The sequence below is a fragment of the Bradyrhizobium sp. genome (assembly GCF_035935975.1).
Taxonomy (GTDB): domain Bacteria; phylum Pseudomonadota; class Alphaproteobacteria; order Rhizobiales; family Xanthobacteraceae; genus Bradyrhizobium.
In genome coordinates this window covers 149,304-163,543 of sequence record NZ_DASYWN010000022.1, presented here as the reverse complement: position 1 = coordinate 163,543, position 14,240 = coordinate 149,304, and the positions used below count along the sequence as shown (strand labels likewise).

Sequence of the window (14,240 nt, the reverse complement as noted above, 5' to 3'; positions counted from 1 at the left end):
CTTACTGGATCAGAACGCGAATATGCTGCCCCGACATCTCCGCCGCCTTGAGGCTGAATCGATCGAGATCATGCGCGACGTGGTCGCCGAGTTCAAAAAGCCGGTCATGCTCTATTCGATCGGCAAGGACTCGAGCGTGATGCTCCACGTGGCGATGAAGGCGTTCCATCCGGCCAAGCTCCCCTTCCCGCTGCTCCATGTCGACACCACCTGGAAGTTCCGGGAGATGATCACGTTCCGCGACGAGACGGCCAAGCGCATCGGCGCCGACCTGATCGTCCATGTGAACAAGGAAGGCGTCGAGCGCGGCATCAGCCCGATCGCCTCCGGCTCCTCGCTGCACACCCAGGTCATGAAGACCGACGCGCTGAAGCAGGCGCTGGATCTCTACCAGTTCGATGCGGCCTTCGGCGGCGCCCGGCGCGACGAGGAGAAGAGCCGGGCCAAGGAGCGCATTTTCTCGTTCCGCTCCGCCGGCCATGTCTGGGATCCGCGCAACCAGCGGCCGGAGCTGTGGAATCTGTTCAACACCCGCATCCGCCAGGGCGAGACGATGCGGGTGTTCGCGATGTCGAACTGGACCGAGCTCGACATCTGGGAATACATCATGCTCGAGAACATCCCGGTCGTGCCGCTCTATTTCGCCAAGATGCGTCCCGTCGTACGGCGCGGCGGCACGCTCATCATGGTGGATGACGATCGCCTGCCGCTGGAGCCGAACGAGACCGCGGAAATGCGGTTGATCCGCTTCCGCACGTTGGGATGCTATCCGCTCAGCGGCGCAATCGACTCGTCGGCCACGACGATCCAGGAGATCGTCGCGGAGATGCAGACAGCAACAGTCTCCGAACGGCAGGGCCGCCTGATCGATTCCGATGAAGCCGCCTCGATGGAAAAGAAGAAGCGCGAGGGTTATTTCTGATGGACACCTCCGTTCTCCGCGAGCCGCATTCGTCCGGGACCAAGGACCAGCTGCGCTTCATCACCTGCGGCTCGGTCGACGACGGCAAGTCGACCCTGATCGGGCGGCTGCTGCACGACAGCAAGCTGATCTTCGAGGATCAGCTGGCCGCGCTCGCGCGCGACAGCGCCAAGCACGGCACCACCGGCGACGACATCGATTTCGCGCTGCTGGTCGACGGCCTCGAGGCCGAGCGGCAACAGGGCATCACCATCGACGTCGCCTATCGCTTCTTCACGACCCCGCGCCGCTCCTTCATGGTCGCGGACACGCCGGGCCACGAGCAATACACGCGCAACATGGCGACCGGCGCCTCGACCGCGCAGCTTGCCATCATCCTGATCGACGCCCGCAAGGGCGTCCTGGTGCAGACCAAACGCCATTCCTTCATCTGCTCGCTGCTCGGCATCAAGCACGTCGTCGTTGCCGTCAACAAGATCGACCTGGTCGATTACAAGAAGGACGTGTTCGATCGCATCGTCGGCGACTACGTCGCCTTCGCCACCGGCCTCGGCTTCACCTCGATCGTTCCGATCCCGATGTCGGCGCGCTACGGCGACAACATCATCGAGCGCTCGGGCAATACCGAGTGGTATCACGGCCCCTGCCTGCTCGATTATCTCGAAAGCATCGACGTCGCGAGCGAGACGACCGGACTGCCGTTCCGCTTTCCCGTGCAGTGGGTCAACCGCCCCAATCTCGATTTCCGCGGCTTCACCGGAACGGTGGCGTCGGGCAGCATCTCGCCCGGCGACGAGATCGTGGTGTCGGCGTCCGGCCACAAGAGCCGCGTCAAGGAGATCGTGACCTATGACGGCCAATGGCCGAAGGCCGAGGCCGGCGATGCCGTGACGATCACGCTGCAGGACGAGATCGACATCGTCCGCGGCGACGTCCTGGCGAAGCCGACCGAACGCCCCGACGTCGCCGACCAGTTCGCCGCCCATCTGATCTGGATGGACCAGGACCCGCTCGTGCCGGCGCGCAACTACATCGTCAGGATCGGCACCCAGACGATCACCTCGGCAAGCGTCACCGCGATCAAGTACCGCATCGACGTCAACACCCGCGAGCATCTTGCCGCGACGACGCTCGGCCTGAACGAGATCGCGTTCTGCAATTTCGCCATGGCGCTGCCGGTCGCCTTCGATCCCTATGAGGCCAACCGCCGGACCGGCGCCTTCATCGTGATCGACCGCTACACCAACCGCACGGTCGGTGCCGGCATGATCGCATTTCCGTTGCGGCGCGCCAGCAACATCGCCTGGCAACCGCTCTCGATCGGCAAGGCGGAGCGCGCCGCGCTCAAGAACCAGAAGCCACGGATCATCTGGTTCACCGGCCTGTCCGGCGCGGGCAAATCGACCATCGCCAACATCCTCGATCAGAAGCTCTACGCGCTCGGCAATCACACCATGCTGCTCGACGGCGACAACCTCCGCCACGGGCTCAACCGCGACCTCGGCTTCACCGAGGCCGACCGGGTCGAGAACATCCGGCGCGTCGGCGAGGTCGCCAAGCTCATGGTCGACAGCGGCTTGGTCGTGATCTGCTCGTTCATATCGCCCTACAAGGCCGAGCGCGACATGGTCCGCAGCCTCGTCGCCGAGGGAGACTTCATCGAGGTGTTCGTCAACACGCCGATCGAAGAGTGCATGCGGCGCGATCCGAAGGGCCTCTACACCAAGGCCAAGGAAGGCAAGATCAAGAACTTCACCGGCATCGACGCCCCCTATGAAGCGCCCGAGCGCCCGGAAATCCGGCTGGAGACGGTCGGTCACCGTCCGGACGAGCTCGCCGATCAGATCGTCGAGCTCCTCAGGCGCCTTTGAGCCGCCTTAGGGCTGACCCTGGTGGGCTGAGGTCTCAGCCCTGCGGCCCCGGAAGCAATTCGTCGATGCGGCCGACGGCCCGATAGGTGATCAGGCCGAGCCACTCGCGGACCGCGAGGTTGGTCCGCGACAGGCCGTCCTCCGCAGCGTCCGTGAACGAGAAGACGTCCCGTCCGGTGCCGACACGCCAATCGACCGGACAAGGCTCGACCGCAAATCCCACTTTCCGAAACAAGCCGATCGATCTCGGCATGTGATAGGCCGATGTTACGAGCAGCCAGCGCTCGCCGGGCTTCGGATCGACCATGGCCTTTGAGAACAGCGCGTTCTCGTAGGTGTTGCGGGATCGGCCTTCCAGAATCAACCGGCTCTTGTCGACCCCCAGGCCTTCGAACAGCCCCGCCGCGAAGTCGGCTTCCTTTGCATCGTCAGAGATCAGATTGGGGCTGCCGCCCGTATAGATCACGCGCGCTTTGGGATATTTCCGAGCCAGCGCAGCCGTCATGAGGATCCGGTCGGACGAGGTGCTCACGACCGGGGTCCCATGAGCCGCGGACATGTTGAGGTCGATCGACGCACCGAGAACGACGATGCCATCCGGCGCACCTTGCGACGGGGTCCAGGCCGGGAAGCGTGACTCCAGCGGATAGAGCAGCAGGTTTCCGACCGGCCCGAACCCGCACACCGCGAGCATCAACGCAGACAGCAGCACCAGCGCGCGACCAAGCCTGAAGAATCGCGTCAGCAGCAGGAGCGAGCCCAGCACGGTGAGGCCGATCAGGAAATTCTGCGGCAGCACCATCACGCCCAGCGTCTTGGATAGAACGAAGAACACGGCTTTCCTCCGGTCACGAAGGTGATCGTCATATCATCGATTGACGGAGGACGCAGGCTTCGCCCCGGGCCACCCGCGGCTCGCTCAGGCGCGAGCCAGGCGCGCGGCCAGTTCGGCGCATTGATTGCGAATGTCGGGGATCGCGATGATCTCCCAGAACGCTGCACGCGTCAGCGGTCCGACGGCGAACAGCCGTTGCGAGGCGGATCCGCTCCCGTCGATGATCGCGCAATCCGCTCTGACGTCGATGCCGATCCGCAGCGGATCGATACGCGCCCGTCCCTCCTGCAGCAGGTTGCGCACCACGGGATTTGCGGTCGCGCGCGGATCCTTCACCACGCCCGTGCAGTCCACGACGGCCCCGACCTGCATCGTGCGGATGCCGCTGCCGCCGCGCGGGCGATATTGCACCGATACCCCGCCTTCGCCCGGCGTCAGGGCGACAATTTTCGCGGCCATGACCTTCAGCTTCTGCTCGGCAAGAGCGCTTGCGATCCGCGCCTCCACCTCGGGCGCCATGCGATGACGATGAACGTCCCACCAGGCGCGCGCGTGTTCGAGAAAGCGTCGCCGCGACGGCACCGAAAGCTCACGCCAGACGCGCTGGGTGTACGGACGAATGGCATCGACGACGCTGCGCCAGTCGCCGCCTTCGGCCACGTGCGCTTCGACCCTGCGCCGGAACCACCGGAACAGCGCTCCGCTCCCTTGCCCGAAGGGCACATCGGCCTCTTCGATACGAGTCGGTGCGACACGCCGGTGGGCCGTTGCCAGCAGGCCGCGTCGCGAGATCGCGACGATCTCTCCCCGATGGCCATCCCGCAGCAGCGACAGCACGTAGTCCACCATCGTCAACCCGGTTCCGAGAATCAGGACCGCGCTGTCCTTGTCCATTCCGGCCGGCGGCGCCCAGGGGTTCGCGTAAGCGCCGGGCTTTGGCTCCCCCGTATCGTGGCCGGTCGCAAGCACGGCGATATCGCCGGTCAGGCGCCGGCCGCCGGCCAGGGTCACCTCCACGCTCGCAGCGCTTTCCCGAACCTCGACACAGGTCTCCTGGAGGATCGTCAACCGGTCCGAGTTGCTCGCGATGATCGGCTCGATCAGGCTCGCGATGTAGGTCCCGTAGACCCGCCTGGGAACGAAGCAGAAGGGGTCGGGACAAACCGCGATGTCTTGCGATGCGGCCCATTGCCAGAAATGGTCCGGCTGATCGGGCAACGCACTCATATTGGCTGCCCGAACATTGAGCAGGTGATCGGGATTCCCGGTGTGATAGGCCAGCCCTCGCCCGATCTCGGCGCGCGTTTCGATCAGCGTGACCCGGAAATTCGCAGCCGGCTGATGCAGAAGTTGATATGCGAGGAGGACACCGCTTGCTCCGCCGCCTATGACGATTGCGTGTCGAATAGCGGACTGACTCATAGACTTGCAAACCACCGTTGGTGCGCGTTACCGGCCTCGTTACATACCGCGGGGTGTTTTGCAACCGACCGCAACCCGGCACCGATATCCGCGATGAGGTCATCCGATCAACGACAAAGCCCGACGCGAGGCCGGGCTTTGCTTCTAGTTGGACATCTCTTGATCTCAGCACCTCATGTCATTGATATCAAATGACAATGCTACCCTAGCGCGGTGTCGCCCTGGTCCGCTGCGTCCAACCGACGCGGGCGAGCAATCCGTCGATGACGGGCCAAAACAGCAGCACGATCGCCAGCGTCGTGATCGACCCGACGAGGCCGTTCGACCAGAACACTTTCAGGGTCCCGCCGGATCCGATCATCGACAGGCGGAAGGCATCCTCGGCCCGGTTGCCGAGCACGAGCGCCAGGGTGAACGGCGCCAAGGGAATGCCGATCTTCTTGAAGACATAGCCGACAATGCCGAAGCCGAGCATCAGCCAGATGTCGAACATCGCGTTCTGGATCGCATAGGCGCCGATCGCGCAGGACACCACGATCATCGGCGCCACCGCCGCGAACGGCACGCGCAGGATCGAGGCGAAGATCGGCACCGTCGTCAGCACCAGCACGAGGCCGACGACATTGCCGAGATACATCGAGGCGATCAGGCCCCAGACGAAATCCTTGTGCTCCACGAACAGCAGCGGGCCCGGATTGAGGCCCCACACCATCAGCCCGCCGAGCAGGATTGCGGCGGTACCGGAGCCGGGGATGCCGAGCGCCAGCATCGGCAGCAGCGCCGAGGTGCCCGAGGCATGCGCCGCCGTCTCCGGCGCGAACACGCCCTCGATGCGGCCCTTGCCGAAGCTCTCGGGCTCTTTCGCAAAACGCTTGGCCAGGTTGTAGCCCATGAAGGACGCCGCGATCGCGCCGCCCGGGGTGATGCCGAGCCAGCAGCCGATGAAGGAGGAGCGCAGCAGCGTCACCCAGTATTTCGGCAGGTCCTTCCAGACGCCGAGCACGACGCGCAGCGAGATGCTCGCCGCGTGTCCGCGCAGCGCCAGCCGCTCCTCCATCGTCAAGAGGATCTCGCTGATGCCGAACAGGCCGATGACGGCGACCAGGAAGTTGATGCCGCGCAAAAGCTCGGCCGAGCCGAAGGTCATGCGCAGATTGCCCGACACGGTGTCCATGCCGACGCCGGCCAGCAGGAGCCCCAGCGACATCGAGATGACGGTCTTGTGCTTGGCCTCGCGCCCGAGGCCGACGAAGGAGCAGAAGGTGAGCAGGTAGACCGCGAAGAACTCGGGCGGGCCGAACTTCAGCGCAAAGGACGAGATCATCGGCGCGAGAAAGGTGATCAGGAGCACCGCGACCAGCGAGCCGATGAAGGAGGACGTGAACGCCGCGGTCAGCGCCTCGGCCGCCCGGCCCTGCTGCGCCATCGGATAGCCGTCGAAGGTGGTCGCGACCGACCAGGCTTCGCCGGGGATGTTGAACAGGATCGAGGTGATCGCGCCGCCGAACAGCGCGCCCCAATAGATGCAGGACAGCATCACGATCGCCGAGGTCGGATCCATCGTGAAGGTCAGCGGCAGCAGGATCGCAACGCCGTTGGGGCCGCCGAGCCCCGGCAGCACGCCGACGAAGATGCCGAGCACCAGCCCGACCATCATCAAGACGAGCGTCTTCCACGTCAGCAGAACGGCGAAACCGTGAAGCAGGAGACCGAGAGCTTCCATCGGGGGTCCGCCTAGTGGCCGAAGGCCGCTTCGAGCGGCCCTTTCGGCATGATGACGTCGAAGGCGATGTCGAAGGTGACGAACATGATCGCCGTGAACACGACAGCGGTGAGCAGCGACTTCCACAGCGCGATCTTGCCGACGAGGCGCATGAAACCCGCGATCAGCAGGAAGCTCGCGACATAGAGGCCGAGGAACTGCGTCACCACGCAGAACAGCAGCGTCGGCACGAACACCGCCATGACGCGGCGCGCCTGCGCGTGCGTGACGAAGGTCTCCGCCGCCTTGCGGTGCGCGACCAGCGCCACGATCAGGCCGTAGAGACTGCCGCCGCCGAGAATGATGGAGAGATAGAACGGGAAATAGCCGGGCTCGGGCCCGGTTGCGTCCCAGGACGCGCCGGTGCGCCAATTGTCGTAGCCGAGCGTGATCGCCAGCGCGAGCAGCAGGAGACAGACGAAGATCTCGACTGTGCCGGAGCTCGTGACGGAGGGAGAGTTGTCGTCAGGCGCGGTCGGATCGTCGACGACGATTTCAAGATCGGTTTGGGACATGCGTGGACAACAAGCGCTTTTGCCAATCCCCTCGCCCCGCTTGCGGGGAGAGGGCTGGGGTGAGGGGGAGCCTCCGCGGGGACGGTGAGAGTCGGACTCGCGGAGAGAGCCCCTCACCCCAACCCTCTCCCCGTAAGAACGGGGAGAGGGAGAAGAGCAGTTACTTCGCGACGAAGCCAGCTTCCGTCATCAGCGACTTGTTGGTGGCATCGTCCTCCTCGAGGAATTGCACCATGTCCTTGCCGGTGAGGAAGATCGGCTTCAACGCCTGCTTCTCCATGTAGTCCTTGTACTCGGCGGTCTGCGTCACCTTGTGGAACAGCTCGACATAGAAGGCCTGCTGCTCGGGCGTGACCTTGCCGGGGAGGAACATCGCGCGCAGCATCAGATACTGGACGTCGACGCCCTCTTCCTTGCAGGTCGGGATGTCGGCCCAGGACTGCGTGTCCGTCACCTTGGTGGTGTAGGAGATGCGCTCCTTGTCGAACACGCAGAGTGGACGCACCTGGCCCGCGCGCCAGACCTCGAGGTTCTCCGAGGGATTGTTGACGTTGGATTCGGTGTGGTTGCCGACGAGCTGGGTCGCGGCCTCGCCGCCGGACTTGTAGGGCAGATAGGAGAATTTCGCGCCGGTCTTCTGCTCCAGGAACACGGTCAGCACGTGATCCTCGCGCTTGGAGCCGGTGCCGCCCATCTTGAACGGCGAACCCGACGCCTTCGCGGCGTCGACGAATTCCTTCACCGTCTTGGGTCCGGCGCTGTTGTCCCACAGCACGAACTGGTCGAGCGCGATCACCGAGACCGGGGTCAGCTCACGCCAGTTGAACGGGATCTTGGCCGACAGCGGCAGCATGTAGATCAGCGAATAGGCGATCAGCACCTTGTTCGGATCGCCCTCGCTGGACTTCATGTACATCAGCGCTTCCGCACCCGATGCGCCGCCCTTGAGCGAGACCACCATCGGCTGCTTCATCAGATTGTTCTTCTGGATCGCGGCCTGCATCATCCGCGCCATCTGGTCGGAGGCGCCGCCCGCGCCCGCGGCCACGACGATCTCCACCGGCTTGGTCGGCTCCCAGCCGGCAAAGGCAGGCGCGCTGAGCAACAAGGCCGTCGCAGCCCCGACGGCTTTCACTGGAATTCGCACGAGTTTCGTCCCCTGGTTATTATTGGCTTTGTGATGCCGGGAATTCTATCGATGCATTGTGCGGACTAAAGATCGCGAGTTCAAGCCGGCGGACAATCCGCCGCATATGACTTTCGGCTGACGAGGTGCGCGCTACTTGCCCTTCCAGACCGGCGCGCGCTTGTTGAGGAAGGCGTCCATGCCCTCGCGGAAATCCTCGCTCATATAGGCCTTGAGGATCAGATCCTCGCCCTGTTCGCGCGACAGCGTGGGGCGGATGCGGCGCACCGCTTCCTTGGTCGTCTCGAGCGTCAGCGGAGCATGGCTCGCGACGAGCCTGGCGGTCTCGTCGGCACGGCGCTGCAGCGTTTCCACGTCGGGCACGATCTCGTTGAGCAGTCCGAGCGACAGCGCCTCCTGCGCCTCGACGAGGCGCGCCTTGAAGATCAAATCCTTGGTGCGGGCGGGACCAACCAGCGCGACGACGCGGCTGATGTTCGACATCGACAGGCAATTGCCGAGCGTGCGCGCGATCGGAAAGCCCATCCGCGTCGTCTCGGTGCCGATGCGCAGGTCGCAGCAGGCCGCGATGCCGGCGCCGCCGCCGGTGCAGGCGCCTGCGATCGCCGCGATCACAGGCACGCGGCACTGCTCGAGCGTGCCGAGCACGCGGTCGATGCGCGCTTCATAGTCGAGCGCGTCCTGCGCGGTCTTGAAGGCGCGGAACTGGGAAATGTCGGTGCCGGAGGCAAACGCCTTGTCGCCGGCGCCGGTCAGGATCAGCGCCTTGATCGAGCGGTCGGCGTTGATCTCCTGGCAGATCTCCGCCATGCGGTCATACATGGCGAAGGTCATGGCGTTGCGCGCCTGGGGGCGGTTGAAGGTGATCCGCGCGATGCCGTCCGTGACGGAGTAGAGCAGGTCTTCGTTAGCAGTCGTCGGTGCGTTCATCGCGCTGTCACTTTCCAGTTAGTTCAGGCCACCTGAGCCTTGGTCATCGGCACCACGTCGCGCCCCTTCAGGACGTCCATGGCCGCCAAAACGCCGCCGCTCCGGTGCGGAATCTTTGCAAGATCCAGGCCCATCTCGACGCCGGCGAGCGTGCCCATCAGCATCAGATCGTTGAAATGGCCGATATGGCCGATGCGGAACACCTTGCCCTTGACCTTGTTCAGGCCGGTGCCGAGCGACATGTCGAAGTTCTCCAGCACCACCTTGCGGAAGGCGTCGGCATCGTGACCGTCAGGCACGCGCACGCCGGTCAGCGCCGGCGAATGCGCGGCGGGATCAATGCACTGCGTTTCCAGGCCCCAGACCTTGGCCGCGGCGCGCGTCGCCGCGCTGTGGCGCTTGTGGCGGGACCAGACGTTCTCGAGGCCTTCCTCTTCCAGCATCTTCACCGCTTCGCGCAGGCCATAGAGCAGGTTGGTCGCGGGCGTGTAGGGAAAGGTGCCGAGCTTGTTGAAGGAGATGACCTCCTGCCAGTCCCAATAGGAGCGCATGCCGGGGTTGGCCCTCGCAACATTGAGCGCCTTCTCGGAAACGGCGTTGAAGCCGAGGCCCGGCGGCAGCATCAGGCCCTTCTGCGAGCCCGCGACCGAGACGTCGATGCCCCAGGCGTCGTGCTCATATTCCATCGAGCCGAGGCCGGAGATGGTGTCGACCATCAGCAGCGCCGGGTGCTTGACGCGATCGAGCAGCTTGCGCACCTCCAAAGGCGGCGTGACGCAGCCGGTCGAGGTCTCGTTGTGGACGACGCAGACCGCCTTGATCGCGTGCTGCTTGTCGGCGGCAAGGCGCTTCTCGATCTCGGCGAGATCGGCGCCATGGCGCCAGTCGCTCGGGATGAAATCGACGTCGAGCTTGAACTTGTCGGCGATGCCGCGCCACAGCACTGCGAACTGGCCGGTCTCGCACATCAGCACCTTGTCGCCGGGCGCGAACACGTTGACCATCGCCGCTTCCCAGGCGCCGGTACCGGACGAGGGGAAGATGATCACGGGCTGCTTGGTGCGGAACACCCGCTGCATCGAGGCGAGGACCGCAAAACCGAGCTCGGCGAACTCCGGACCGCGATGGTCCAGCGTCGGCATGTCCATCGCGCGCAGCACGCGGTCGGGCACGTTGGTCGGTCCTGGAATCTGGAGAAAATGCCTTCCAGTATGCACGGTCATAGGCGTCCTTCCCGGTCTAGCCTTGTTTTGATGGCCGCCGAATAGCACCATTTGACCGGCTTGTCCCCTCTCCAAAGGGCGACTCCCATGCATAACCGTGGCCCTTCCGCCGCCCCTACTCCGCCGCCACCACCCTGCCGGACGGTACCCTCCCGTCCGCGTCCGTGAACGGGCGTTCCGGGTGCATCAGGAAGGCCGAGACGCCACCGAGCAGCAGCAGGCCCATCGACATCAGGAACGGCAGGTACCAGTTACCGGTCGCATCGATCACGAAGCCCGCGACCAGCGGGGAGACGATGGCGGCAAAGGCCGACCCGGTGTTCATGAGCCCCGACGCGGTCCCGGAATATTTCGGGGCGATGTCCATCGGGATCGACCACATCGGGCCGATCACCAGTTCGGCGCAGAAGAAGCCGGCCGACAGGCACAGCGCGACGATGATGTCGTGGACGAACAGGATCGGGAACAGCGAGAGCAGCGCCCCCGCAAATCCCGCAACGGTGACGCTCAGCCGCGCCAGGCGGACATTGCCGGTGCGGTCGAGGATCTTGTCCGACAGCACGCCGCCGACGCTGTCGCCGACCACGCCGGCGAAGAAGACGCCGGAGGCGAACAGCGCCGAGTTCTTGATGTCGAGATTGTAGTTGTTCTTGAAGAACAGCGGCAGCCAGTTCAGGTACAGCCACAGGCACCAGCCGTAGCAGAAATAGGTCAGCGTCACCGGCCACATCCGCCCCAGCAGCGGCCCCCACGGCACGCTCGGCCGCTCGCCGGTCGGGCGCGGCGGCAGCGCCGCGAGCTCGGCCTCGGTGATGGAGGCGTGGTCCTTCGGCTCGTTGCGGAAGTACCAGACCCAGATCACGCCCCAGATCAGGCTGACGAAGCCGAGCACGACGAAGGCGCCGCGCCAGGTCAGCCAGAGGATCAGCAGCGCCACCACCGGCGGCGTCACGGCATTGCCGAGCCGGGCGAAGGAATGGGTCAGGCCTTGCGCAAAACCACGGCGGTTGGCCGGCGTCCAGTATTGCATTGCGCGCGTTGCGGTCGGGAACGTCGCGCCCTCGCCGAAGCCGAGCGCGAAGCGCGCGACGAAGAGTGCAGCCAGACCGTTGACGAAGCCGGTCATGATGGTGGCGGCCGCCCAGATCATGCCGCACCAGAACAGCGTCTTGCGCGGTCCGAAATGATCGCCGACCCAGCCGCCGATCACCTGGAACAGCAGATAGGGATAGGCGAAGGCGGAGAAGACGAGACCGAGCTGGGTGTTGGAAAGGCCCAGCTCCTTCTGAATCTCGCTCGCGGCGGTGCCAATGTTCACCCGGTCGACATAGGTGATGAAATACATCGCGCAGAGCATCGCCAGCACGACATGCGTGGCCTTGAACCGAATTCCCATCTCCACCCCTCCTGATTGCTTTTTGTGATTGTCAGCCCGCGTGTCCCCCGCGGTTTATGTGCCGACCACTTTCAGGTGCGGCGAGGCATTGCCTTGCGGTCGCTGCTCCAGCAGCTTCATCGCGACATCGACGCCACCGGATCGATGCGGCACGCCCGCGACCGACAGGCCCATCTCGACGCCGGTGAGCGCGCCGAGCAGCGTCAGCGCATTGCATTCGCCGAGATGGCCGATGCGGAAGACCTTTCCGGCGACCTTCGACAGCCCTGAGCCGAGTGACATGTTGTAGTTCTCGAGCACCACTTTCCGGAACTGATCGGCGTCATGGCCCGGCGGCATCAGCACCGCGGTCAGCACCGGCGAGAATTCGGCTGGCTCCTGGCAGAGCACTTCCAGCCCCCAATGATTGACGGCGGCCCGCGTTGCGGCAGCCAGGCGCTGATGCCGTGCGAACACGTTGTCGAGCCCTTCCTCCAGCAGCATCGCGATCGCCTCGCGCAGGCCGTAGAGCAGGTTTGTCGCCGGCGTGTAGGGGAAGAAGCCGTTGGCGTTGGGCTTGAGCATCTCCTCCCAGTCGAAATAGGAGCGCGGCATCTTGTTGGTCTTCGCAGCCGCGCGCGCCTTCTCGGAGATCGCGTTGAAGCCGAGGCCGGGCGGCAGCATGAAGCCCTTCTGCGAACAGCTGACGCTGACGTCGACCTTCCACTCGTCATGACGGTAGTCGACGGAGCCGAGCGAGGAGATGGTGTCGACCATCAAGAGCGCGGGATGGCCGGTGCGGTCGATCGCGGCGCGGATCTCGGCGATGCGGCTGGTCGCACCGGTCGAGGTCTCGTTGTGCACGACCATGACGGCCTTGATCGCACGCGCCTTGTCCTCGGTGAGCCTGGCCTCGATCACGGCGGGGTCGGCGCCGCGGCGCCAGTCGCCGGGCACGAAATCGACCTCGATACCGAAACGGCCCGCCATCTGCCGCCACAGGGTGGCGAAATGGCCGGTCTCGACCATCAGCACCTTGTCGCCCGGCGACAGCGTGTTGACGATCGCGGCCTCCCAGGCGCCCGTCCCTGACGACGGGAAGATGATGACCGGCCCCTTGGTCTGGAAAATCTTCTGGCTGCCCTCGAGCACGGTGCGCCCGAGCGCGCCGAACTCAGCGCTGCGGTGGTCGATGACAGGCATGTCCATGGCGCGCAGAACGCGCTCGGGGACCGGGCTCGGGCCCGGAATCTGAAGGAAATGGCGTCCCTGGTGCATGAAAATCTCCCTGTCGGCGGTTTCTGGCCGGCTCTATCGAGTATTTTGCATTCATTTTTTGTCCTTTCAATCGAAATTTGGTATTCGATTGTGGACGTCGACGCGACCAAACAGGCAAACTATTGTGCTGCAAATGAAATCCACGATACCCGACACCGGAGTTCCGATCGCTCCGCCCGCCCAAAATGGCGGCGACCGTCAGGAGGCCTCGCTCCATGGCGAGATCCTGCTGCGGCTGCGCGACTACGTGGTCGAGGGCAACATTCCCGACGGCGCCCGCGTTCCCGAGCGGCGGCTCTGCGAGATGTTCGGCATCTCCCGCACGCCACTCCGCGAAGCGCTGAAGGTGCTCGCCGCCGAGGGTCTGATCGAACTGCTACCGAACCGCGGCGCCCGCATCCGCCAGCTCAGCCAGCGCGACCTGGAAGAGCTGTTCGACGTGATGGCCGGACTGGAAAGCCTCGCCGGACGCCTCGCCTGCGAGGCCATTACCGACGAGGAAATCACCGCGATCGAGCAGCTGCATTACGAGATGTACGGCCACTATCTGCACCGCGACATGCACGGCTATTTCCAGACCAATCAACGCATCCACGAAAGCATCGTCGCGGCCGCGCGCAACGAGACGCTGAAGACGGCCTACGCCAACTTCGCCGGCCGGATCCGCCGCGTCCGCTACTCCGCCAATTTCGCCCGCAAGCGACAGCGCTGGGCCGAGGCGATGCGCGAGCACGAAGCCATCCTCGACGCACTGCGCCGCCGCGCCGGCAGCGAGCTCAGCGACATCCTGTTCCAGCACCTGCGCAACAAGCGGACGGCCGCGATCGAGCACCTGACCGAGCCCCAGGAGGACGCCGCGGCCGCGCCATGAGGGGCGCTCGGCTTGCTCATTTTGAATTCATAATATAATCGGTCGGAAACGATAATGAATAACTCAGCAGGGCCTGGCCCGCTGGGTCA

The 14,240-nt window shown here is 64.7% G+C and carries 12 protein-coding genes; 3 read left to right on the top strand and 9 right to left on the bottom strand.

Translation table 11 applies throughout. The features are described 5' to 3' along the window. The first annotated feature begins 22 nt into the window (after positions 1-22). Complete coding sequence (cysD, locus tag VGR99_RS10720) at positions 23-922, top strand: sulfate adenylyltransferase subunit CysD (protein ID WP_326898309.1); 900 nt, start codon at positions 23-25, stop codon at positions 920-922. Further along, positions 922-2,793: a sulfate adenylyltransferase subunit CysN gene (gene cysN, locus VGR99_RS10715; RefSeq protein ID WP_326898308.1), complete on the top strand. Its 1,872-nt coding sequence runs from the start codon at positions 922-924 to the stop codon at positions 2,791-2,793. Before cysD ends, cysN begins: the two co-directional genes overlap by 1 nt. Before the next feature lie 34 nt (positions 2,794-2,827). On the opposite strand, the gene VGR99_RS10710 is transcribed toward cysN, so the two are convergent. The 9 genes from VGR99_RS10710 to VGR99_RS10670 all read right to left on the bottom strand — a co-directional run bounded on the left by VGR99_RS10710 (position 2,828) and on the right by VGR99_RS10670 (position 13,280). Next, entirely contained in the window at positions 2,828-3,628 is an 801-nt protein-coding gene (locus VGR99_RS10710; RefSeq protein WP_326898307.1) for a YdcF family protein, read from the bottom strand. 84 nt (positions 3,629-3,712) lie between these two features. Next, the gene (locus VGR99_RS10705; RefSeq protein WP_326898306.1) at positions 3,713-5,050 is read right to left on the bottom strand and encodes an FAD/NAD(P)-binding protein; all 1,338 of its coding nucleotides are present in this window, start codon (positions 5,048-5,050) and stop codon (positions 3,713-3,715) included. A 205-nt stretch (positions 5,051-5,255) separates the two neighbouring features. After that, the gene (locus VGR99_RS10700) at positions 5,256-6,773 is read right to left on the bottom strand and encodes a tripartite tricarboxylate transporter permease (RefSeq protein WP_326898305.1); all 1,518 of its coding nucleotides are present in this window, start codon (positions 6,771-6,773) and stop codon (positions 5,256-5,258) included. An 11-nt stretch (positions 6,774-6,784) separates the two neighbouring features. Continuing rightward, the gene (locus VGR99_RS10695) at positions 6,785-7,327 is read right to left on the bottom strand and encodes a tripartite tricarboxylate transporter TctB family protein (RefSeq protein WP_326898304.1); all 543 of its coding nucleotides are present in this window, start codon (positions 7,325-7,327) and stop codon (positions 6,785-6,787) included. Between the two features lie 160 nt (positions 7,328-7,487). Continuing rightward, on the bottom strand, positions 7,488-8,474 hold the full coding sequence (locus tag VGR99_RS10690; RefSeq protein ID WP_326898303.1) for a Bug family tripartite tricarboxylate transporter substrate binding protein: 987 nt from the start codon (positions 8,472-8,474) through the stop codon (positions 7,488-7,490). Positions 8,475-8,606: 132 nt separating this feature from the next. After that, positions 8,607-9,404: an enoyl-CoA hydratase/isomerase family protein gene (locus VGR99_RS10685; RefSeq protein WP_326898302.1), complete on the bottom strand. Its 798-nt coding sequence runs from the start codon at positions 9,402-9,404 to the stop codon at positions 8,607-8,609. Between the two features lie 23 nt (positions 9,405-9,427). After that, complete coding sequence (locus tag VGR99_RS10680) at positions 9,428-10,627, bottom strand: pyridoxal-phosphate-dependent aminotransferase family protein (protein WP_326898301.1); 1,200 nt, start codon at positions 10,625-10,627, stop codon at positions 9,428-9,430. Positions 10,628-10,742: 115 nt separating this feature from the next. Continuing rightward, positions 10,743-12,023, bottom strand: a complete 1,281-nt coding sequence (locus VGR99_RS10675) for an MFS transporter (protein ID WP_326898300.1) — start codon at positions 12,021-12,023, stop codon at positions 10,743-10,745. A 54-nt stretch (positions 12,024-12,077) separates the two neighbouring features. Then, entirely contained in the window at positions 12,078-13,280 is a 1,203-nt protein-coding gene (locus VGR99_RS10670) for a pyridoxal-phosphate-dependent aminotransferase family protein (RefSeq protein WP_414645105.1), read from the bottom strand. 133 nt (positions 13,281-13,413) lie between these two features. On the opposite strand from VGR99_RS10670, the gene VGR99_RS10665 reads away from it, so the two are divergent. Then, entirely contained in the window at positions 13,414-14,151 is a 738-nt protein-coding gene (locus tag VGR99_RS10665) for a GntR family transcriptional regulator (protein WP_326898416.1), read from the top strand. The last annotated feature ends 89 nt before the right edge of the window (positions 14,152-14,240 follow it).